The organism is Pontibacillus marinus BH030004 = DSM 16465, from assembly GCF_000425225.1.
Classification (GTDB): Bacteria; Bacillota; Bacilli; order Bacillales; family BH030062; genus Pontibacillus; species Pontibacillus marinus.
Map to the genome: position 1 here is coordinate 44,119 of NZ_AULJ01000019.1, position 22,472 is coordinate 66,590.

At 39.6% G+C, this 22,472-nt stretch carries 24 protein-coding genes and 2 riboswitches; of the genes, 1 reads left to right on the forward strand and 23 read right to left on the reverse strand.

Annotation, left to right across the window (positions count from 1 at the left end; genetic code table 11):
- Nucleotides 1–9: 9 nt before the first annotated feature.
- The 11 genes from H514_RS0104865 to H514_RS0104915 all read right to left on the reverse strand — a co-directional run bounded on the left by H514_RS0104865 (nucleotide 10) and on the right by H514_RS0104915 (nucleotide 10,548).
- Nucleotides 10–834 carry a sulfite exporter TauE/SafE family protein gene (locus H514_RS0104865; RefSeq protein ID WP_154657323.1) on the reverse strand — a complete coding sequence of 275 codons (825 nt, stop codon included), beginning with the start codon at nucleotides 832–834 and terminating at the stop codon, nucleotides 10–12.
- Nucleotides 835–1,573: 739 nt separating this feature from the next.
- The gene (sufB, locus tag H514_RS0104870) at nucleotides 1,574–2,971 is read right to left on the reverse strand and encodes a Fe-S cluster assembly protein SufB (protein ID WP_027445952.1); all 1,398 of its coding nucleotides are present in this window, start codon (nucleotides 2,969–2,971) and stop codon (nucleotides 1,574–1,576) included.
- Nucleotides 2,972–3,013: 42 nt separating this feature from the next.
- The gene (gene sufU / locus H514_RS0104875; protein ID WP_027445953.1) at nucleotides 3,014–3,454 is read right to left on the reverse strand and encodes a Fe-S cluster assembly sulfur transfer protein SufU; all 441 of its coding nucleotides are present in this window, start codon (nucleotides 3,452–3,454) and stop codon (nucleotides 3,014–3,016) included.
- Complete coding sequence (locus H514_RS0104880; RefSeq protein WP_027445954.1) at nucleotides 3,444–4,664, reverse strand: cysteine desulfurase; 1,221 nt, start codon at nucleotides 4,662–4,664, stop codon at nucleotides 3,444–3,446. Before H514_RS0104880 ends, sufU begins: the two co-directional genes overlap by 11 nt.
- Complete coding sequence (sufD, locus tag H514_RS0104885; RefSeq protein ID WP_027445955.1) at nucleotides 4,664–5,971, reverse strand: Fe-S cluster assembly protein SufD; 1,308 nt, start codon at nucleotides 5,969–5,971, stop codon at nucleotides 4,664–4,666. The genes H514_RS0104880 and sufD overlap by 1 nt, the downstream gene beginning before the upstream one ends.
- Before the next feature lie 18 nt (nucleotides 5,972–5,989).
- Nucleotides 5,990–6,775, reverse strand: a complete 786-nt coding sequence (gene sufC, locus H514_RS0104890) for a Fe-S cluster assembly ATPase SufC (protein ID WP_027445956.1) — start codon at nucleotides 6,773–6,775, stop codon at nucleotides 5,990–5,992.
- A gap of 350 nt (nucleotides 6,776–7,125) precedes the next feature.
- Nucleotides 7,126–7,266 carry a hypothetical protein gene (locus H514_RS24930; protein WP_169449748.1) on the reverse strand — a complete coding sequence of 47 codons (141 nt, stop codon included), beginning with the start codon at nucleotides 7,264–7,266 and terminating at the stop codon, nucleotides 7,126–7,128.
- Between the two features lie 234 nt (nucleotides 7,267–7,500).
- The gene (locus tag H514_RS0104900) at nucleotides 7,501–7,872 is read right to left on the reverse strand and encodes a carboxymuconolactone decarboxylase family protein (RefSeq protein WP_027445957.1); all 372 of its coding nucleotides are present in this window, start codon (nucleotides 7,870–7,872) and stop codon (nucleotides 7,501–7,503) included.
- 83 nt (nucleotides 7,873–7,955) lie between these two features.
- Complete coding sequence (locus H514_RS0104905) at nucleotides 7,956–8,843, reverse strand: MetQ/NlpA family ABC transporter substrate-binding protein (RefSeq protein ID WP_027445958.1); 888 nt, start codon at nucleotides 8,841–8,843, stop codon at nucleotides 7,956–7,958.
- 18 nt (nucleotides 8,844–8,861) lie between these two features.
- The gene (locus tag H514_RS0104910; protein ID WP_027445959.1) at nucleotides 8,862–9,530 is read right to left on the reverse strand and encodes a methionine ABC transporter permease; all 669 of its coding nucleotides are present in this window, start codon (nucleotides 9,528–9,530) and stop codon (nucleotides 8,862–8,864) included.
- Nucleotides 9,520–10,548 carry a methionine ABC transporter ATP-binding protein gene (locus tag H514_RS0104915; protein WP_027445960.1) on the reverse strand — a complete coding sequence of 343 codons (1,029 nt, stop codon included), beginning with the start codon at nucleotides 10,546–10,548 and terminating at the stop codon, nucleotides 9,520–9,522. Before H514_RS0104915 ends, H514_RS0104910 begins: the two co-directional genes overlap by 11 nt.
- Before the next feature lie 81 nt (nucleotides 10,549–10,629).
- Nucleotides 10,630–10,748: riboswitch (SAM riboswitch) on the reverse strand.
- 174 nt (nucleotides 10,749–10,922) lie between these two features.
- Nucleotides 10,923–11,027: riboswitch (SAM riboswitch) on the reverse strand.
- Nucleotides 11,028–11,110: 83 nt separating this feature from the next.
- Between H514_RS0104915 and H514_RS0104920 the strand changes: the two genes are divergently transcribed.
- Nucleotides 11,111–11,521, forward strand: coding sequence for a TlpA disulfide reductase family protein (locus H514_RS0104920; RefSeq protein ID WP_027445961.1), 411 nt, complete (start codon nucleotides 11,111–11,113; stop codon nucleotides 11,519–11,521).
- Here the strand turns inward: H514_RS0104920 and H514_RS0104925 are convergent.
- From H514_RS0104925 to H514_RS0104980, 12 genes are all read right to left on the reverse strand, one after another.
- Nucleotides 11,518–11,841, reverse strand: a complete 324-nt coding sequence (locus H514_RS0104925; protein WP_027445962.1) for a hypothetical protein — start codon at nucleotides 11,839–11,841, stop codon at nucleotides 11,518–11,520. The genes H514_RS0104920 and H514_RS0104925 overlap by 4 nt on opposite strands.
- Nucleotides 11,842–11,980: 139 nt before the next feature.
- Nucleotides 11,981–12,262, reverse strand: a complete 282-nt coding sequence (locus tag H514_RS0104930) for a hypothetical protein (protein ID WP_027445963.1) — start codon at nucleotides 12,260–12,262, stop codon at nucleotides 11,981–11,983.
- A 94-nt stretch (nucleotides 12,263–12,356) separates the two neighbouring features.
- Entirely contained in the window at nucleotides 12,357–12,656 is a 300-nt protein-coding gene (locus H514_RS0104935; protein WP_027445964.1) for a thioredoxin family protein, read from the reverse strand.
- Nucleotides 12,657–12,668: 12 nt separating this feature from the next.
- Nucleotides 12,669–13,019, reverse strand: a complete 351-nt coding sequence (locus tag H514_RS0104940; protein WP_027445965.1) for a toprim domain-containing protein — start codon at nucleotides 13,017–13,019, stop codon at nucleotides 12,669–12,671.
- 157 nt (nucleotides 13,020–13,176) lie between these two features.
- Nucleotides 13,177–13,335 carry a hypothetical protein gene (locus tag H514_RS24565; protein ID WP_154657325.1) on the reverse strand — a complete coding sequence of 53 codons (159 nt, stop codon included), beginning with the start codon at nucleotides 13,333–13,335 and terminating at the stop codon, nucleotides 13,177–13,179.
- A 58-nt stretch (nucleotides 13,336–13,393) separates the two neighbouring features.
- Nucleotides 13,394–13,777, reverse strand: a complete 384-nt coding sequence (gcvH, locus tag H514_RS0104950; RefSeq protein ID WP_027445966.1) for a glycine cleavage system protein GcvH — start codon at nucleotides 13,775–13,777, stop codon at nucleotides 13,394–13,396.
- Between the two features lie 74 nt (nucleotides 13,778–13,851).
- Nucleotides 13,852–14,208: an arsenate reductase family protein gene (locus H514_RS0104955; RefSeq protein WP_027445967.1), complete on the reverse strand. Its 357-nt coding sequence runs from the start codon at nucleotides 14,206–14,208 to the stop codon at nucleotides 13,852–13,854.
- Between the two features lie 361 nt (nucleotides 14,209–14,569).
- Nucleotides 14,570–16,354 carry an acyl-CoA dehydrogenase family protein gene (locus H514_RS0104960; protein ID WP_027445968.1) on the reverse strand — a complete coding sequence of 595 codons (1,785 nt, stop codon included), beginning with the start codon at nucleotides 16,352–16,354 and terminating at the stop codon, nucleotides 14,570–14,572.
- Nucleotides 16,355–16,368: 14 nt separating this feature from the next.
- Nucleotides 16,369–17,544 (reverse strand): acetyl-CoA C-acetyltransferase, encoded by a 1,176-nt coding sequence (locus tag H514_RS0104965; RefSeq protein WP_027445969.1) that lies wholly within the window; start codon nucleotides 17,542–17,544, stop codon nucleotides 16,369–16,371.
- 13 nt (nucleotides 17,545–17,557) lie between these two features.
- Nucleotides 17,558–19,957 (reverse strand): 3-hydroxyacyl-CoA dehydrogenase/enoyl-CoA hydratase family protein, encoded by a 2,400-nt coding sequence (locus tag H514_RS0104970; RefSeq protein WP_027445970.1) that lies wholly within the window; start codon nucleotides 19,955–19,957, stop codon nucleotides 17,558–17,560.
- A gap of 333 nt (nucleotides 19,958–20,290) precedes the next feature.
- Nucleotides 20,291–21,325, reverse strand: a complete 1,035-nt coding sequence (locus H514_RS0104975; protein WP_027445971.1) for a zinc-binding dehydrogenase — start codon at nucleotides 21,323–21,325, stop codon at nucleotides 20,291–20,293.
- Between the two features lie 129 nt (nucleotides 21,326–21,454).
- Nucleotides 21,455–22,372: a proline dehydrogenase family protein gene (locus H514_RS0104980; RefSeq protein WP_027445972.1), complete on the reverse strand. Its 918-nt coding sequence runs from the start codon at nucleotides 22,370–22,372 to the stop codon at nucleotides 21,455–21,457.
- Nucleotides 22,373–22,472: the final 100 nt, after the last annotated feature.

Sequence of the window (22,472 nt, forward strand, 5' to 3'; positions counted from 1 at the left end):
ATCGACTCCTTATCCTATCCCTTCCCAAATCAAACGGATTCCAATCAAAATTAAAATGACACGTAGTACCCATTCAATCGTATGACTTTTCATACGTTGATTGAGTTTAGCCCCTACAGTCCCCCCAACCCAAGCTCCTGGGATAAACGCTAGTGTGTACGCCCACTCAACATGACCAAGCGCAATATGGGTTCCTGAACTGAATAGACTCATGAAGAAAATCATAAACATGGATGTAGCTGTAGCTATATGAGCTGGAAATCCAAATAATAAGATCATGGCGGGCACCATTAATGATCCTCCACCAATTCCGAACAATCCAGATAATATCCCGACACCAAAAGCTAAAAGAATTCCCCAAATTACTGGAACTGCGTAATAGTGGGAATGTCCATTGATTGTTATGGAACGCTGTATATAGAGTTTAGACTCAGCTGTTTTACTGTTTGGTTGACCTGATTTCTTGAAGAAGAACAGAAGTGATATTCCAATCATGACAAGTCCAAACACTAAAGAGAAAGTATCGTCGTTAAGAAACTGATTTAACCAAGAACCAAACACACCACCTGGGAGACTTCCAATCAAAAAGATTAGTCCACTTTTATAATCAATTCTTCTGCTTTTCAAATAGGAAATGGTGGAAGATAAACCGGTAAACACCATGACAACTAAGGAAATTCCTACAATTTTTTGAGGTGTGGCCCAGTTGAATGATTCAGATATATGATTCATAAATAAAAGGCTTGGAACTAATATGGTCCCTCCGCCTATTCCTGCAATACTGCCAATGAAAGCAGTGAAAAATCCGATAATAAGTAAGATAACAATGGTCAAAATGATGAACCCTCTCTGTTTGTTTTCACTCTTTCATTATATTTTAGTGTAGAGGTAATGTCGAATATGTGAGGAGATTTGATGATTTCTTATTCTTTTTAGCTCCCTATTGCTGAAGACTAGGTTTCGAGATAAGGAGATGAGAGGAGTCCGTTGCTATGATGAGTCTAAGGGGTTCGTTGAAACGGCAATACTCCTGCGGAAGACCAGCTGAGCCTCCTCATACGCTACGCTCCTTGCGGGGTCTCATCTGCCCTTTCTACCGCGGGAGTTTGCCGTTTCCCTCACCCCCTTTGCTTTTGTGGAAATTAACGGACCCATGGCTGAGATGAGTTAATTTCTTGCTTAAGAAAACTGTATTTTAGCTCTACATATAAGGCTTTAGATCAATTAAATGCGTATAAAATTTAACCACATTCTGCATCAGGATGCCTTACAATTGTTGCGGTTCCGTTATTCACCATTCGGCCAAGGTGGGCTGTGGAACGGGTTGACTCCAGCGGAAGAACGGAGTGACGAGACCCCGCAGAGAGCTTGCGAACGAGGAGGCTCGGCGCTTCGTCCGCAGGAAACCAACCCCCCCCACAGCCCGCCGCTCTCCACAAAAGCAACGGAACCCTTCCGCACAAGCTTATTCAACAATCCTGCCATATAATTGAACATACTTGTATTTAAACAGAATAACTATTCCCTTATAAAACATAAAAAACCCCGCAAAAGCGGGGTTTTTCTAGATATATTAACCGATTGAACCTTCCATTTCGAATTTGATAAGGCGGTTCATTTCTACGGCATATTCCATTGGTAGTTCTTTCGTGAATGGCTCGATGAAGCCCATTACGATCATTTCAGTCGCTTCTTCTTCAGAAATACCGCGACTCATTAGATAGAATAACTGTTCTTCAGATACTTTCGATACCTTAGCTTCGTGCTCTAGAGAGATATTCTCATTGTAGATTTCGTTGTAAGGAATTGTATCTGATTTAGACTTGTTATCCATAATTAGCGTATCACACTCTACGTTGGAACGTGCGCCTTCCGCTTTACGTCCGAATTGAACGATACCACGGTACGTTACGTTACCACCCTGCTTCGAAATAGACTTAGAAACGATTGTAGAAGATGTGTTAGGTGCTTGGTGAATCATCTTCGCACCTGCGTCTTGGTGCTGACCTTTACCTGCTAATGCGATGGAAAGGGTCATACCACGTGCACCTTCACCAGCTAAAATAACAGATGGATATTTCATCGTAAGCTTAGAACCTAAGTTACCATCAACCCATTCCATTGTTCCGTTTGCTCCAACCTTAGCACGCTTCGTAACAAGGTTGTAAACGTTGTTCGCCCAGTTCTGGATCGTTGTATAACGGCAGTACGCATTATCTTTAACGTAGATCTCAACAACTGCACTGTGAAGAGAGTTTGTTGTATAAACTGGTGCTGTACAACCTTCTACATAGTGAACAGATGCCTCTTCATCAACGATGATTAACGTACGCTCAAACTGACCCATATTCTCTGAGTTAATACGGAAGTAAGCTTGAAGAGGTGTTTCCGTTTTAACGCCTTTTGGTACATAGATGAATGAACCACCAGACCAAACGGCAGAGTTTAGTGCAGAGAACTTGTTGTCTGCTGGAGGAATTACTTTACCAAAGTATTCTTTGAAAAGGTCCTCATTCTCTTTAAGAGCTGTATCTGTGTCTTTAAACACAATCCCTTGATTTTCAAGGTCTTCTTGCATGTTATGATAAACAACCTCAGATTCGTACTGAGCAGATACACCAGCAAGATATTTTTGCTCTGCTTCAGGGATACCTAGCTTATCAAACGTTTGCTTGATTTCATCAGGTACTTCATCCCAAGAACGCTCGGATTTTTCAGATGGTTTTACATAGTACGTAATCTCATCAAAATCCAATTCGTTTAGATCGCCACCCCATTGTGGCATTGGCATTTTGTAAAACTGTTTAAGAGCTTTCAAACGGAAATTAAGCATCCATTCTGGCTCATCTTTTTGATTAGAAATTTCGCGAACAATTTCTTCCGTTAGACCACGTTGTGTACGGAAGATGGATACGTCTTTATCATGAAATCCATATTTGTACTCTCCAACCTCAGGCGCTTTTTTAGCCATCGATCAAAACCTCCTTTAGGTGTGTAAAACTCACAGAGCTACTTACTCTTTCTCATCTACACCTTGTTCCATCGCTTTCCAAGCAAGAGTGGCACATTTAATACGTGCAGGGAATTTTGCAACGCCCTGTAAAGCTTGAATGTCACCCAAGTCTTCCAGCTTATCTTCGTTTACCTCTTTACCTTGCATGATATCAGAAAACATGTTTGACATGTCAACTGCTTCTTCTACGGTTTTCCCTTTGATCGCCTCTGTCATCATGGATGCAGAAGATAGAGAAATTGAGCAGCCTTCACCATCAAATTTAGCATCTGACACCTTTCCGTCTTCAACTTTTAAATGCAATTGAATACGGTCACCACAAGTAGGGTTGTTCATATCAACAGTCATGGCATCCTCTTCAAGAGATCCTTTGTTTCGAGGGTTCTTGTAGTGATCCATGATAACTTGTCTGTATAGTTGATCGAGATTATTAAAAGACATCTCCGAAAAACTCCTTTGTCTTTTGTAATCCATCGACAAATGCATCCACATCTTCTTTCGTATTATACATATAGAAGCTTGCACGAGCTGTAGCTGAAACCTCTAACCATTTCATCAATGGTTGGGCACAATGGTGTCCAGCTCTTACGGCAATACCTTCAGCGTCTAATACGGTTGCCACATCGTGTGGGTGTACATCATCAAGATTAAATGTAACAAGTCCAGCACGTTCTTGAGGGCCATAAACGGTTACACCGTCAATGGATTGCAGTCGATCTAACGCATATTGAGCTAACTTTTTCTCATGAGCCTCGATTTCTTCAAGTCCTACACTTTCTAGAAAATCGATCGCAGCTCCAAGCCCAATTGCTCCTGCAATGATTGGTGTTCCACCTTCAAACTTCCAAGGTAGCTCTTTCCATGTAGAATCATATAAGCCTACAAAGTCAATCATCTCACCGCCGAATTCGACTGGTTCCATTTTTTCTAGTATATCCTTTTTCCCGTAGAGAACTCCGATTCCTGTAGGTCCACCCATTTTATGTCCAGAAAAGGCGTAAAAATCACAGTTTAGGTCTTGAACATCGACGCGCATGTGTGGAGCTGCCTGAGCACCATCCACAAGCATAACAGCACCGTGCTCATGCGCAATTTCTGTTATTTCCTTGATTGGATTGATTGAACCTAGAACGTTTGAAACGTGCATCATCGCAACAATCTTAGTATTGTCCGTAACCGTTTCTTTAACATCATCTAAGGAAATCGTGCCATCTTCCTGCAATGGAATATACTTTAATGTTGCACCTGTAGCTTTAGCAGTTTGCTGCCATGGAATGATATTACTGTGGTGTTCCATTGGTGTAATCACAATTTCATCACCTGGTTGCAGATTATCGCGACCATAGCTATAGGCAACTGTGTTAATTGAGGTTGTTGTACCTCTTGTGAAAATGATTTCTTGCGTGCTTTTGGCATTGATGAAGCGACGTACTTTTTCACGTGCTCCTTCATATCCATCTGTTGCCCAAGTACCAAGGGTATGAACTCCACGGTGAACGTTGGAGTTGTACCCTTTATAGTACTCTTCAATAGCATCAATTACTGATTGAGGCTTTTGGGATGTTGCCGCACTATCTAAATAAACCAATGGATGCCCGTTTACTTCCTGATGCAAGATCGGAAAAGCATTACGAACTTGTTTTACATCCATTAGTATACTTTCCTTTCAATCACTTCACGTAACTGGTTTTTAACAGCTTCGATAGGAAGTTGTTTAACAACTGGTGCTAAGAAACCATGGATTACTAGACGTTCTGCTTCTTCCTGACTAATTCCACGACTCATTAGGTAGAACAATTGTTCAGGATCAACACGACCTACAGATGCTGCGTGACCAGCTGTTACGTCGTCTTCTTCAATAAGAAGAATTGGGTTAGCATCACCGCGCGCTCCACTACTAAGCATAAGAACACGAGACTCTTGTTCTGCGTTAGATTTTGATGCGCCGTGCTCGATTTTACCAATTCCGTTGAAGATTGCGCTTGCGTTGTCCTTCATAACACCATGTTGAAGGATGTAACCTTCTGAGTTCACACCATAGTGGACAATTTTAGCAGTGAAGTTTTGTTTTTGATCTCCGCGACCAACAGATACCGTTTTTGCATCAGAATAAGCGTTATCGCCCATTAGGTACGTAACGTTCTCACTTACGGTGTTACCATCATTCATTTGACCAAGAGCCCACTGAATAGAAGCATCACGATAAGCAACGCCACGACGGTTCACATACGTTGTTGTACCTGGTGCGAAGTTATCAACAGCACCGAAAGAAACTTTCGCATTATCTTTAGCGATCACTTCTGTCACGATATTCGCAACCGTTTCATCCGATTCGTTATGAGAAATATAGTTTTCAACATACGTTATGGAACTTCCTTCTTCTGCTACCACTAGTACGTGATTGAAGGTCGCAACGGATGGATCCTCTTGCCAAAACACGGATTGAATTGGCTGTTCAAGCTCTACATTTTTCGGAACATATACGAATACTCCGCCATTCATAAGAGCAGCATGAAGAGCTGTTAAACGATGCTCATCCACTTGCACGCCGTCTTTCATGAAATATTGCTCAAGTAAATCGGAATGTTCTTTTGCTGCTGTAAAAATATCTGTAAAAATAACGCCTTTATCTTTTAACTCTTGGTTAAGAGACGTGTACGCTACGGAGTTATTACGTTGAATAAGAAGATTCTGACCTTCGTCTTCTGTATTTAAAAAGCTCTGAACGCCTTCAGGAAGCTCAGTTAATGTGGAAATAGGTTGACCTTCTGCTTCATGATTAAACTGAGAGAAGTTCCACTTGTCAATTTTAGTTTTATCAGGCTTCGGCATTGGAAGCGTATCAGCTTTCTCCAACGCTTGTTGACGAAGCTCCGTCATCCATTGTGGTTCATTACGTTTTTCAGAATATTGGCTGACATATTGCTTGTCGAATGGAAGTTGTGTGTCTACAGTCATGATTTCCCTCCTAACTGATTACGCTTCTTGACCTACTGTTTCGTCTTCAATTCCAAGCTCTTGCTTGATCCAATCATAACCTTCTTCTTCAAGGCGCTGCGCAAGTTCTGGTCCACCTGACTTCACTATACGGCCCTGCATCATAACGTGTACTTTATCAGGAGTGATATAGTTTAGCAGGCGTTGATAGTGGGTAATAATTAGGCAACCAAATTTTTCATCGCGCATTTTGTTAATGCCTTTAGAAACCACTTTTAGTGCGTCGATATCAAGACCAGAGTCAATCTCGTCAAGAATTGCAATCTCAGGTTTATTCATCATTAACTGAAGAATTTCGTTACGTTTCTTCTCACCACCGGAGAAACCTTCGTTCAAGTAACGCTGAGCCATGTTTTTGTCCATTTCTAGCTCATCCATATTTTTATCCATCTCTTTAATGAATTTCATTAAATTGATTTCATCGCCTTCTTCACGTTTAGCATTAATAGAAGAACGTAAGAAGTCAGAGTTTGTTACACCGCTAATCTCGCTTGGGTATTGCATTGCAAGGAATAGACCTGCTTGTGCACGCTCATCTACTTCCATCTCTAGAACATCTTCACCATCTAATGTGATACTACCACCCGTTACTTCATACTTAGGATGTCCCATTACTGCTGATGCTAGAGTGGATTTACCAGTTCCGTTCGGTCCCATGACAGCGTGGAACTCGCCACCATTTATAGTAAGGTTTAAACCTTTAATGATTTCTTTACCTTCAATTTCTACATGAAGATCTTTGATTACTAGTGTTGATCCTGCCATTGCGATACCTCCAATATCTTTTGTTTTAGCCACATTTCAACATGAGGATCTAAAAGCTATTCTCAATTTATTCTCATTATAATCTTATAACAAATGAAAAGTGATATCAACTTTTTTCCCTTGTTATACCGTGGTTTTCAACATGGTTATAGTGTAAATGTAAAAGCCCATAAATCTTAGTTTCTACCTTATTATTTATGAACCCCAACATATCTATGGTAACAAAATTTTGAACCTTATTAAAACCCAGTCTGATTTCATAAAGAAAAGCAGGCGTTCAATTCCCGCCTGCTTTTTTCATTTAGACTTTATATTCTATATATTTAAGGATATCTTTTCCTGATGTTTCATTATCGATGTATTTGCCGATCTACTTCTGCGACAATTCGTTGACTTTGTTCATAATCACTTTGTCTTCTTTGTTCAACCTTTAATCGTTGATCCAAACGCTGGCTATATTCCTGGTAGCCAATTCCATGAGATGCCTGCATAGCCTTTTCCATCTCATTTGTGTAATTCAAATTCAGTTGGTCACTAATAGTGAATCCATCCCTTCAATTTGTATAAAAATATAGTAGCACAGAGGTAATACCCTGAACAAAACCCATATAAACCAATTATTAAGGATGGAAGAGTGATCAATAGGAAGTGAAGTTTATACCTTCTCACACCATAAAATTGTTTCCATATTCTCTTCATTGCTAACGTATATTCATGATCTGGGCTTACTGCTTATATTGCGTTAAATCTGTGATGCTATCTTGGACAAGCGTTACAGCTTGGCTTAACGCAGCTCCACCACCAAAGGCAGCAGCTACCCCACATGCTTCCATCATTTCATCGCGTGAAGCACCATGATCTAAGCACCCCTTTGAGTGATAAATAATACAATATTCGTCTTGTGCTACGATACTAATCCCTAAAGCGATTAACTGTTTCTCTTTTTGTGTAAGAGCTCCTTCATCAAAGCACTTCTCAGAAAACTCATTGAAATGATGAGCTAATTCAGGCATGTGTTCAGAAAAAGCTCCCATGCCATGTTTATAGTCAGATAACGCTTCTTCAGTTTTATTGATTGGTCTATTTTGTTGATCCATAAAAAATCCCTCCAGGATAGAATGTGACTACTCATAGTATGAGCAATCACTTTATTTCTATCCAAAGAGGGGATTAACAATTTTTATTTTTCTACTGGTACAATTGCACCTTCATATTCTTCTTTAATAAAGCTTACAATTTCTTTAGATTGAAGCACTTTTAGAAGCGTTTGTACGGCTTCATTGTCTTTGTTTTTCGTTTTCGTAACGATTAAGTTAGCGTATGGAGATTCTGCACTTTCAATGAACAGAGAATCTTCTGTAGGGTTTAGATCAGCTTTAATTGCATAGTTCGTATTAATCGCTACAAGTGCATCTTCTTCACGTTGGTAGTTCTGTGGTAAAAGTTCTGCGTTTACGTCAGCATGGAACTGAAGGTTTTTTGGATTTTCAACAATATCTTCACGGGTTGCTTTAATTTTGTTGACCCCTTCTTTTAGCTTGATAAGACCTTTTCTTTCAAATAGAGAAAGAATACGACCATGATCAGCTACTGAACGACTCATAATGACATCTGTACCTTTAGGAATCTCTTCAATACTTTTAATGTTTTTAGAGTAAACGCCCATTGGTTCGATGTGTACAGGGCCTACACTTGCAAAGTCATAACCAAATTCTTTAATTTGATTTTCTAAATAAGGCTTGTGTTGGAAATAGTTTGCATCAAGTCTACCTTCTGAAAGGTCACGGTTAGGAAGGATGTAGTCTTGATAGGTTTCAATTTTTAGGTTAATACCTTTTTCAGCAAGAATTGGCTTTGCTTTTTCTAAAATTTCAGCGTGCGGTGTAGTAGAAGCTCCGACTACTAATTCCGTTTTTTCTTTTTCTTGCTCTTTGTTTTCTTGAGATTCTTGTTCAGATTGTTCTTTATTATCGTTACTAGCGCTTGTGTTATTCTCTTCACTTGTACCACATGCAGCTAGTGCAAGGATGGCTAATGATGTAATGATTAGTGTTAAAAATTTCTTCATGATTTGTCTCTCCTTTTTTTATCTTTTATCTAATTTATTGGATATAAAGTCTCCAATGAATTGAAAAATGAATACAATTATAACGATGAGTACAGTGCTTAAGAATACTACATCAAAATCCCACAGTTGGAATCCCTTCATATAGGCTAAGTCACCGAGACCTCCTGCTCCGATAACACCTGCCATAGCTGTATAACTAATGAGTGCAATAGCTGTAACCGTTAAGCCGGAAACTAAGGCTGGCATTGATTCAGGTAATAAAACTTTGAAAATAATCGTTGATGTTTTAGCTCCCATAGCTTTAGCTGCTTCGATAACCCCTTTATCTACCTCCTTCAAGGCGATTTCAACCATACGTCCATAGAAGGGTGCTGCCCCAATAATTAACGCAGGTAACGCTGCATTAGGTCCTCTGATTGTCCCCATTAACCAATCTGTGAATGGGAATAATAAGAAAATAAGAATAATAAATGGAATTGCTCGAGATATATTCACAATGGTTGCAACGATAAAATTCAATACCTTATTCGCCCACAATCCTTCTTTCGCTGTTAAATAAAGAAGTAAGCCAAGGATAATACCGAAAATAAAAGTTCCTAGTACGGAAACGCCTGTCATATAAAACGTTTCTTTTGTTGCTTCTACTAAATCCTCTACTCTTGCATTCGGAAACAATTTATGAAACATCGGAGGTCACCTCCACTTCAACAGATGTCTCTTCAATGTAATGGATCGCCTCTTGAATCGCCTCTGATGATCCATCAATGTGTACAATGAGTGTTCCATAAGCCCCTTTTTTCGTTTGCGTGATCTTTCCATGTAAAATGTTCACGGCTACAGGGAATCGCTTTGCTATTTCACTAATAAGTGCCTGGTTTGTCTTCTCTCCAACAAAGTGAAGACGTAACACTTTTCCTGAGTCATGCTGGCTAACGATTGTTGATAATGCATCTTCTTCATCACGATCCCCCATGATTTGATCCACAAATCGTTTGGTAACAGGTTGTTGAGGGTGTAAGAAAACATCCAATACATCGCCCTGTTCTACTACTCGACCGTGTTCCATGACAGCAACTTGATGGCAAATCTTTCGGATAACATGCATTTCATGTGTAATCAAAATAATGGTTAGACCTAATTTTTCATTGATATCAACCAGTAAGTCTAAAATTGAATCGGTTGTTTCTGGGTCTAACGCTGAAGTTGCCTCGTCACACAGCAAAACTTTTGGATTATTTGCTAGTGCTCTTGCAATACCAACTCTTTGTTTTTGACCACCACTTAATTGAGATGGATAAGCATCCTCTCTTCCCGATAAGCCAACCAAATGAATTAACTCATCTACTCGCTTTTCTCTTTCTTGTTTTGAAACCTTGGCGATCTCTAAAGGAAACGCAATATTTTCGCGAACGGTTCTTGACCATAAAAGATTGAAATGTTGGAAAATCATTGCGATATCTTGTCTTGCCTCTCGTAACTTGTTCGTGCTGAGCTTGGTAACATCCTGATCATCAATGATGACTTCACCACTAGTCGGCTCTTCTAATCGATTAAGCAGACGAATGAGTGTACTTTTACCAGCACCGCTATAACCAATTACACCAAATATTTCACCTTTAGGTATGGATATATTTAAATCTTCAACAGCTGTAACATCACCTGATGATGATTTGAAGATCTTATTTAATCCTTTGATGGAAATCATGATGGCTTCTCCTCCTTGCTCCAATAAAAAATGCCTTTCTATCCAAGAGGACAGAAAGGCATTTATATGTACCATAACGTCCTCTCATCTTTCTGAGATCAATCATCTCAGCAGGATTTGGCACCTTCATAAACACAAAATATGTGTTTAGCGGTTGCCGGGCTTCATCGGGCCAGTCCCTCCACCTCTCGTGATAAGAGTTTATCGCTTTATTTAATTAATAAATTAATACTTTAACTCAGTTAAGTTCTAAAAAGAATCTTATCATTGTGATTTTGTTGAGTCAATACGATTATTATAATTTTTTGAAAAAAAGATCTATCATAAAAAAATCCTCTTCAAAAGATGAAGAGGATTCGTACGTCTTGTATATCCTCTTATCTTGCAGAAACCTATTGTTCTGCAGGAATTAGCACCAATCCAATTTGGACGGTTGCCGGGTTTCGTAGGGCCAGTCCCTCCACCACTCATGATAAGATTTTTATATTCGTTTTAATATTGTTGATTATGTTAGCATGTTGTATAGATAAACGTCAATTATTTTTTTACAGGAGGATCATAAATGAAAGCTCCTTTATTTGAGTTACAGACAATAGATGGAGAAACCTATCAACTTGAACAAGACTTAGGGAACGTGATCATGCTCACGTTTTGGGCATCCTGGTGTCCAGATTGCGGAAGAGACTTACCCAAAAAAGAACAGTTTTATCAATCAGTACCTAAGGACCAAGTTAAAATGGTAACCATAGATGTCGTAGGCAGAGAGCGAAATGTACAAGAAGGGATAAATTACGCTGAGAAGTTTTTGACTCAGCCTACGCTATTAGATAATGGTCGAAAAACTTATGATCTTTATGAATGCGATGGTGTGCCTACAACCATCCTTATAGACCAAAGTGGAGAAATTGCTCACCATTTCGGAGATAAAGCAGAAATGATGGATATTATTAAGGCTGTAGGAGAATTAATCTAAGAAGCTAGATGAAACAAAGCTTCTACAAATAATAATTCTCGAAACGGTCCCTTTGCTTGAAGCGTTTGCTCAGGTAGGGCTAGTAAACGCTTTTTTCCATTCCATATATTTTGTAGCACCGGAAACTGAGCATGGATCGTAACATTAGGTTGTTGCTGTTCATGCTCTAATATTTTAATTACTTCCCCATCCACAATCACTCCAACACGATCCTGCTCATCGTGAAAATAGATGACAATATGTTTTTCAGCTAACATGTGCTCAAGGTCTTTTCGCTTTTCAATTCGATCTTTCCATTGGTAAAGTTCATTCACATCCATATGTCTGCTCCTTTTGTCTCACATCTCTCCTTGTTACTTTCGCTATGTAGATTGGAATTCCTTTAGTTTCTTTTCGACAAATTGTTTAGATCTATGTACTGAATGGATGTTTCAACACTTTTATGCTAAGCTTCTTCACTTATTTGTTTTTTTCAACACTTATTAGCTTCTCTTCCTCACTTATTGGGTTTTCTTCCTCACTTATCAGCTCCTCTTCCTCACTTTTTGGACTTGCTTCCTCACTTATCAGCTTCAGTCCCTCACTTTTTGGACTTGCTTCCTCACTTATCAGCTTCAGTCCCTCACTTTTTGGACTTGCTTCCTCACTTATTAGCTTCTCTTCCTCACTTATTGGACTTGCTTCCTCACTTATCAGCTCCTCTTCCTCATTTTTTGGACTTGCTTCCTCACTTATCAGCACAGTCCCTCACTTTTTCAGTTTCCTTCCACACTTATAAATTCGTGCCATTCCAATACATAAAAAAAGCCTCAGGACTTATTATCCCAAGGCTTACTCAAGTATATTTTTTCACAACCTCAAGCATATTAGGCACTGAATGAAAGGCGTAAATTTTCTCACATACCTCGTTTTCCTTCAATACTAATAAACAGGGTACACTTTCTACTTTATAGGTTTGCATCATATCAGGGAACAATGGTGCGTTTATGTCATAAAAAACCTCTTTGCCCCATAGTTCCTCAATCGTATCCAACATTTTTCTGGCTACGTGACACGTTCCGCAGAAAGGGCTGTGGATAAAAAATAATGTGTACGTACCTTTATGGATATCAAGTTCTTCCTTGACCTGAATCATTCTTTACCACCTTTAGGCTAGAAATAACGGGTCGACGGATATGCTTCTACTGACAAGGGCAGATGCCAGTTCCAGCTCAGGAGTCGCAGCAACTTCTCGAAAGGACTTATCAATATAAATGTGCTCTGCATGAGGTAATTCTTCTGATAACTGCTTTCGAAGCTTATGCCCTGAATCATCCTCATCAACCAAAATAAATACATCTTTATGATCTAAATCATATTCAAAAATTAGTTCTTCAAGACGTTCAACACCCAGTGTACCATTCGTGCAGATGATTTCGACATTTTCATTTATAATTTTTTTGATCTGTTGTTTATCAGTTTTCCCTTCAACAATGATCACTTTTTCTAATTCATCCATCCATATCACCTGTTTTCTCAACATTCTTTTCTTTATTTTATGTTATGAGGTGTGATAAATGCTACTGCTATGTCCTAAATGAAATTAAAAAGGGCTTACTTAAGATAAGGTGTAAAAAATGGCAGTGGGAGGTTGTCCACTGCCATTACCATTCTATTTAGCACCAGCCTTTTGTTTCATCACAATCCACATACTTATCCACTTGTGATGGAATCGCTGTTCCTCGCCAAGATTCTTTTTTGTGATTTTGTGCGGAAGGCTTGCCTTTGGTATTTTTAGTTCGTTGAGTTTGTTGCTTATGGTTTTGTTTAGACATTAAAGGATCACCTCTTACACTTAGAATGCCCTTTGTTGTCTATACTATTTAACCAATATTATTCTTCTTCAATCATTTCTTGGTATTGATCAGCTGACATTAGTTCGTCAATCTCACTATTGTTAGATGGTTCTACAATGATCATCCACGCTTTATCATAAGGAGATTCGTTAACAAACTCAGGGCTATCCTCTAGCTCTTCATTGATGCCAACAACTTTACCAGTTAGCGGGGCATAAAGTTCAGATACTGTTTTAACAGATTCTACACTACCAAAAGGCTCGTCTGCTTCAATTTCATCGCCTACTTCTGGAAGCTCAACGAATACAATGTCGCCTAGCTCAGACTGTGCGTGATCTGTAATTCCGATACGAACTTTGTCGCCTTCTACTTTCACCCATTCGTGCTCTTCTGAATAATATAACTCTTTTGGTAAACTCATGTGTACCCCTCCATTTTCTACTACTTCATAGTAAATGTATTAAATTTGGCCAAGTTAGCCAAATGTTTTGCTCACTATTTCCAAGTATCCTCAAATGTTTCTTCTTTAAACCCTACAGTCACCTTATTTCCATCAGTTACAATCGGCCTCTTAATTAGCATGCCATCTGATGCTAGCCATTCAGCCATTTGATCTTCACTAGCATCCTGAAGCTTGTCCTTCATACCAAGTTCACGATATTTTTTACCACTTGTGTTGAAAAACTTTTTAGCAGGAAGATCACTTTGTTCAATAAAGGTTTTGAGTTGTTCTTTCGTTGGTGGGTTCTCTACAATATGTACAGTCTCATATGACTTCTCATTTTCATCCAGCCATTTTTTTGCTTTTTTACAAGTACCACACTGTGGGTACCAATAAAACGTTAGTGCCACTTCAAGAACCTCCTTCTATTTATCATTTTTATTTTATCATTATTGTAATCATCTGACTATCTTGGCAACATCGATATGTACAAAACAATCCTACCAAAATGATAGGATTGTTTATCTTCAGTAAAAAATATAATATTTTGTCTCATAGATGTCTAGCTCCAGCGCCCAGCAACGAATGGACTTGGGCCCACACGACGTGGGTCAGATCGACGTTGTCACAGGACGTGACGAGCTTAGTCGATCATACTTTCTCCGTACGATAAGTCAACATCGATTCACCAAGGTTCATCGTGTTTCCTTTATCGTACTACGGGCTCAGTCCAGTCCCTTCGTTGCTAAACGGGCGCTTGCGCTTTTCTTATTAAACAACATATTTCTCTTCTTTAATAATTGTTGCAGCAATTTCACGTTTCTTCGTAATTACATTAATTGGTGTATGACGAGTTAACTTACGTAGTGCTGATAGCATCATGCGAAGTGTATCGCCTTCTTCACTAGCAATAAGCGTTTCCTTAGCATGAGCTTCAATACGGTTGAATGCTTCCTGAACGAAAACTTGAGTCATAAGAAGTTTGTGTTGGTTCTTCTCTTCGCCTGTTTTATTAATTGCTTTTTCAGTACGTAGGACAGCGGATTCCATATTGAAAATCTCTCCTACGATGTCTGCGATATTCACAAGCAATTCTTGTTCATTTTCAAGCTTTTCACCATATTTCTGTGCAGCTAGACCTGCAGCTAACAAGCCGATTTTCTTAGCATTTTTCAGTAGGTATTTTTCTTGCTCTAACGTCTCTTTTCCAGGCTCTTCCGGCATCATCATCATTAGTTCTTCTTGTAAACTTTGAGCTTTCTGAAGTAATGGTAATTCGCCTTTCATTGCTTTTTTCAACAATGTACCTGGTACGATCATACGGTTGATTTCATTTGTACCTTCAAAGATACGATTAATACGAGAATCACGGTAAATGCGTTCTACTTCATATTCTTGCATGAAACCATAACCACCGTGAAGCTGTACCGCTTCGTCAGCAACATAGTCTAGAAGCTCTGTACCTAATACTTTTCCAATTGAGCACTCAATGGCATATTCAGCAATCGCCTTCGCTACTTTAGAGCCGTCTTTAAGCTCCTCTTCACTCAACTTACTCATGCGTTGCTCGAACAATCCAACTGTGCGATAGACACCACTTTCATTCGCATACGTTTCAGCTGCCATCTTCCCTAGTTTTTCTTGTGTAAGCGGGAAGCTTGAGATCGCTGTATTGAACTGTTTACGCTCATTTGTATATTTCACAGCTAATTCTAGAGCACGTTTCGATCCACCAACGCCTCCGATTGCAAGCTTGTAACGACCAACATTTAGAATGTTAAAGGCGATAACATGGCCACGGCCGATTTCACCAAGAACATTTTCAACTGGTACCTCAGCATCTTCAAGAATCAATGTACGCGTACTTGAGCTCTTAATCCCCATTTTCTTTTCTTCAGGGCCTGTAGAAACTCCATTATAATCACGTTCTACAATGAAAGCTGTGAATTTATCTCCATCAACTTTTGCATAGACAACGAACACATCAGCAAATGCAGAGTTTGTAATCCATTGTTTCTCACCATTTAAAATGTAGTGCGTTCCAGCTTCATTTAATTTCGCTGTTGTTTTAGCACCTAGAGCATCTGAACCTGAACCTGGCTCTGTTAACGCATAAGCAGCTAACTTTTCACCTGTAGCTAGTGCAGGTAAATACTTTTGCTTTTGATCTTCATTACCGAAGAAAACAATTGGCAGGGATCCGATTCCTACGTGAGCACCATGCGTAACGGAGAATCCTCCAGCTAGAGAGAATTTTTCAGTGATTAAGGATGAACTGATTTTATCAAGGCCTAATCCACCATATTCTTCTGGCACATCAGCACCTAAAAGACCTAATTCTCCAGCTTGTTTTAGCAAGTTTACGGAATGCTCAAATTCATGATTTTCAAGATTAGGGATTTTTGGTACAACTTCCCCCATTACAAAATCTTCCGTAGTTTTTGCAATCATTTTGTGTTCATCATTAAAATCTTCAGGGGTGATGATATCCTCTGCTTCTAGATCCTCAATGATAAACGCTCCGCCTTTAAACACTTGTTCTTTTGTTTCACTCATAAGGGTTTCCTCCTTTAGATAAGTTCAAATACTCCAGCAGCGCCCATTCCGCCACCAATACACATGGTTACAACACCATATTTCTCATTACGACGCTTCATTTCGTGCATTAAACTTAAGGTTAGCTTTGTACCTGTACAGCCTAGTGGGTGACCAAGTGCAATAGCTCCTCCGTTTACATTCACTTTATTTTCATCAAGTCCCAATTCACGGATGACTTGAACGGATTGAGAAGCGAATGCTTCATTTAATTCAAACAATCCGATATCTTCCTGACTTAAACCAGCAAGCTTTAATGCCTTCGGAATCGCCTTAACAGGTCCAACACCCATAATTTCAGGTTCAACTCCTGCTACAGCAAAAGAATGAAACTTCACAAGAGGCGTTAAACCTTCAGCTTCTGCCTTTTCACGTTCCATAATAAGTACGGATGCAGCACCATCACTCATTTGAGAGGAGTTCCCCGCTGTTACTGTACCTCCTACTGAGAAAGCAGGACGTAACTTCGCAAGTCCTTCCATGTTTGTATCAGGTCGAACACCTTCATCCACGCTAAACTGAACTTCTTTTTCTTGAAGCTTGTTGTCGCCTCCAAGCGTTCTGTGAATCACGTCGACTGGAACGATCTCATCCTGAAACTTTCCTTCTTGTATCGCTTTAGCCGCTTTCTCGTGACTTTTTACTGCAAAAGCATCTTGCTCTTCTCTTGTGATGCCATACTTTTTCGCTACTTCTTCAGCTGTAAAGCCCATGCCCATGTAGTACTCTGGAGCATTTTCAACAAGCTTCACATTCGGCTTCACTACATGCCCTGGCACTGGTACTAGACTCATAGATTCAGCGCCACCCGCAATGATTGTGTCACTATATCCGAGCATGATGCGTTCTGCTGCATAAGCGATACTTTGAAGGCCACTAGAGCAGTAACGGTTTATTGTTATACCAGGAACTGTGTGAGGTAACCCAGCTAAAGCTGCAATGCTTCTAGCCATGTTCGTCCCTTGCTCAGCTTCTGGAATCGCACAACCGATAATGACATCATCTATGTTGCCATCGTAGTTTCCAGCTCGTTTTAATGTTTCTTTTATCGTTAATGCCGCTAAATCATCTGGTCTTGTATTCGCTAACGTTCCTTTACTTGCTTTCCCAACAGGTGTACGAGCACCTGCTACGATTACAGCTTCCTTCACGATCCTTCCCCCTTTAGTTACGTAGTGGCTTACCTTTCATTAACATGTGTTGCATACGTTGTTGTGTCTTAGGCTCACCTACGAGACTTAAGAATGCTTCACGCTCTAAGTCCAATAAATATTGTTCATCTACTAACGTTCCAGCAGCTACTTTTCCTCCCGCTAAAACATTGGCAAGTTTTTGTGCAATCTTTATATCATGTTCTGATGCATATCCGCCGAATCCCATTGTTTTAGCACCAAGAAGCATGGTGGCATATCCTTGTTCACCAACAACCGGGATCTTCTTACGTTTTGGTGGTTGATAACCTGCTTTAGCAAGACCCAACACTTTTTGTTTTGCATCATGTAAAAGATGATCACCATTTACGCTGATAGCATCCATCTGGTCTAGGTAACCAAGCTCACGTGCTTCCTCAGCTGATGTAGAGACTTTGGCTGTTGCAATCTTTTCAAATACTTCATTTGCAACTTTTTGAAGGTCAAAATCAACGGAATCAGGAATACCACGCAGGTGTTTAATATAAAGCTCTTTGTTACCGCCTCCACCTGGGATTAAGCCAACTCCTGGTTCCACTAGCCCCATATACGTTTCTTGTGAAGCTTGAACCGCACTCGTTGGTAATGTAATTTCTGTTCCTCCGCCAAGTGTCATGCCGAATGGTGCTGCCACAACAGGCTTTTCAGAATATTTGATATTCATCATGGCATTTTGGAATTGCTTCACGACCATTTCAATTTCCATGAAGTTGAAGTCTTGAGCTTCCATCAGGATCATGCCAAGGTTAGCACCAACACAGAAGTTCTTCGCTTGGTTCCCAATGACCAATCCTTCATAATTTTGTTCGACTTCCTCAACTGCAAAATTGATCATCTGCATAATGTCTAACCCAATCGCATTGTTTTGCGAATGGAATTCAAGTAATGCAACACCATCACCGATATCAATTAGGCTTGCACCGCTATTTTTCTTAATAACGCCTTTTTTCTCTTTTGTGCTCTGGATATGAATCTCTTTTTCATTGAAGGATTGAAGCTTATATTCGCCGTTATGGTAAAAGTAAACGCTACCATTTTCCTTCTTATAAAAAGATGTGTACCCTTTTGCCAGCATTTCTTCTACCCAAGCTGGAACGGTTTCTCCTTCTTCTTTCATACGAGCAACAGATTTCTCTACTCCGATTGCATCCCACATTTCAAAAGGACCTAGCTCCCAGCCAAAGCCCCATTTCATCGCATTATCGATAGATGGGATATCATCAGCAATTTCACCCGTTAGTTCAGCTGAATACGTTAATACTGGCTTCACAATGTTCCAAACAAAGTCTCCAGCACGATCGCCTTTAGACGTTACAAGAGCTTTAAGCTTACGTTTTGGACCTTTTTCTTGTTTAGCCATCTCTGTTGCGCTTGTTTTCAGCTTTTTACGATCTTCATATTCTAAAGTCTCTGGATTTAATTCATAAATGGTGCTTCCGTCTTTTCCTTTTTTCTTCAAGAAGAAGCCCTGACCGCTTTTCGCACCGATCCAGCCTTTTTCAGCCATTGTTTTCATAAACTGAGGAGGATCGAAAACATCTTTTTCGTCCCCTTCTACTTTGTCGTAGACGTTTTTGGCCACGTGTAGGAATGTATCAAGTCCTACAACATCAAGTGTACGGAAGGTTGCGCTTTTCGGACGGCCAATCATTGGGCCAGTTACTGAATCAACTTCCCCAACACTATAGCCACCATTCACCATTTCACGTACCGTAACTAATAGACCGTACGTTCCGATTCGGTTTGCAATAAAGTTTGGCGTATCTTTTGCTTCAACTACGCCTTTCCCCAAGACATCTTCTCCAAAGCGTTTCATGAATTGAAGAACTTCGGGATCTGTGTTCTTAGTTGGAATAACTTCTAATAATTTTAAGTAACGAGGTGGGTTGAAAAAGTGTGTTCCTAGGAAATGTTTTTGAAAATCTTCAGAACATCCTTCCGCCATACTCTCAACGGAAATTCCTGATGTATTGGAAGTGACAATTGAACCTTCTTTACGATATTGATCAACAGATGAGAAAACCTTTTGTTTAATTTCTAGGTTTTCAACAACAACTTCAATAATCCAGTCCACTTCACTTAATCGATCCATGTGATCTTCCATGTTACCGGTTTCAATCATGTCTAAATTTTTCTTACTAGTTAGTGGTGAAGGTTTTTGTTTGAGTAATCGTTGCTTACTTACTTCACTCATTCGATTTCGTACTTGAGGATCTTCTAACGTTAACCCTTTTTTCTTTTCCTGGTCGTTTAGTTCACGAGGTACAATATCGAGCATTATAGATGGAATGCCCACATTCGCCAAGTGTGCAGCAATACCTGCTCCCATTACGCCTGAGCCTAAAACAGCTGCTCGCTTGATTGTTCGCTTCATTCTAAATCCCCCTAACATTTGAATGAATACTCATTCATTTTCAACGAAAAAAATATATAGATCGCTATCGACCTAAATCCTATCTTTACTATAAAATATTTTCAGACATTTCGCAATCATTTTATTTGGAAATATAAGAAAAGCGTAAGCGCCCGTTTAGCAACGAAGGGACTGGACTGAGCCCGTAGTTAGATAAAGGAAATACAAATTGTAATACAATTTGATGTTGACTTATCTAACGGAGGCGAGGGAAGTCCATTCGTTGCTAGGCGCTGGAGCTAGACATCTAAGAGAAAGACGCTTCCAAATTAGTTTGAAAACGTCTTTGTATCTTTAGGGTGTCAGAATAATCTTCCCCATTTTACCTGCTTCTTTAAAATAACTTTGAGCATCTCGTGCTTGTTCTAGAGGGAATGTACGATCAATGATTGGTTTTACTTTCTCTTCACTTACAGCATCCATCAGCTTCTTAAATTCTTCGCGTGTACCTAAAACTGATCCAATTAAAGTAATGTGTTTCAGATACATGGTTCTAAAATCAAGTTCTGTTTTTTGGCCGCCTGCAGACCCTGAAGTACAGAACCTTCCTCCTTTTTTCAATACTTGTAGTGACGTATTGAACAAGGCGTCTCCTACAACATCTAATACAGCATCAATAGGACCATTATTTGCTTCAAGAATTTCTTCTTTTAGTTGATCGGATTTGTAGGATAGAACATGCGTAGCACCTAACTCCTTCAACTTATCTTCTAATTTTAAATCCCCTACTATAGCAATAACCTTTGCTCCAAAGACTTGCGAGGCTATCTGAACATTAAGAGACCCCACTCCTCCATTTGCACCTGTCACCATTACAGTTTCTCCCTCTTGAATTTGAGCTTCTTCAACCATATGCCAAGCTGTCATACCACTTACAGAAAAGGCTGCACTCTCAGGGTATGTTGATAATGGCATGGGAAAGCACAATTCTGCGGGCCATACCACGTACTCCGCATAACCCCCATCATATTCTGAACCTATGAAGGACATATCCTCTGAAATGTGCTCTTCTCCTTTCTCGCCACTAGAAGTGAAAGGGAATAATACGACGTCTTGTCCAACGATATCTTCATTCACACCTGATCCTGCTTCTACTACTTTTCCTGTTATATCTGATCCAGGTATTCTTGGAAACTGAACCCCCTCAGGACGCCAGCCAGATTTCCCACCTGTTCCATACGCACCTTCACGCATCCAGATTTCTGTATTATTAATCCCACAGGCTTTTACCTCAATTAATACTTCTCCTTCTTTAGGTGTAGGCGTGTCCTTCTCAACGTATTGTAGTTGCTCCAGACCTCCGTACCCTTCAACTTGAACGGCTTTCATGTATAACTCACACCCTTGTTTGTGATTGATTTCTGTTTTTATAATGCTTCGTACTTAAGCAAAATATATCTGAAATTGCCCTATTAAACAAAAAAAGAGCTCACCAAGAATTGGTGAACCCTCTTATTTCTACTTTCCGAACACACCTTTTGCTACAAAGGCTACGTTTGCAGGTCGTTCAGCAAGACGACGCATGAAGTAACCGTACCAATCATCGCCGTATGGTACATAAACACGCATGCGATATCCTTCTTTTATTAATTCTTCCTGCCTTTCTGTTCGAATGCCAAATAACATCTGAAACTCAAATTGATCTCGAGAGATGTTGTGTTCTTTCTCAAGTTGTTTTGTGTATTCAATCATTTCATCATCGTGGGTAGCTACTGCTGTGTAATTCCCATTTAATAAGTGCATCTTAATAATCTTCTTAAAGTTGTCATCTGTATCTTTCTTTTCAGGAAACGCTACTTTTGGTGATTCTTTATAAGCCCCTTTTACGAGACGAAGATTCGGACTATATTGATCTAATTCTTCGATATCCTCTACAGTACGATATAAGTAAGCCTGTAACACTGTACCGATTAACTCATATTCAGATTTGAGCTGTTTGAAAATCTCAAGTGTTTTCTCGCAGCGTTCGTAATCTTCCATATCTATGGTGACGAAAACATTATACTTTTTACCAGCATCTAAAATGGTGCGCATGTTTTTCATCACTAATTCTTCTGAAATGTCTAACCCCATTGAAGTTAGCTTCAAGGACAATTGAGAGTTCAGGTTCTGTTCAGAAATAACACGGATCGCTTCAATACATTCCTCTGTACGTTGCTTGGCTTCATCTTCGTTATCGACAAATTCACCAAGGTGATCAATCGTCACATCCATGCCTTTTTCATTAAGCTGTTGTATAACTTTTGCAGTGTTTTGCATCGTTTCCCCAGCAACAAAACGACCCGCTCCAAAACGTAGGCCATATTTCCTGGCTAATTTTGTAAACATTTTATTCTTTGATAAAAATAGAAAGAAATTTCGTAATAATTGCTCCATCTTGACCCCTCCCTATTCATCAATTGTTATTGATGATGGCGCAATTCCTATTATGACAATCATGTAACCACTTACATTTTATCATCAATTTCGACAAAAC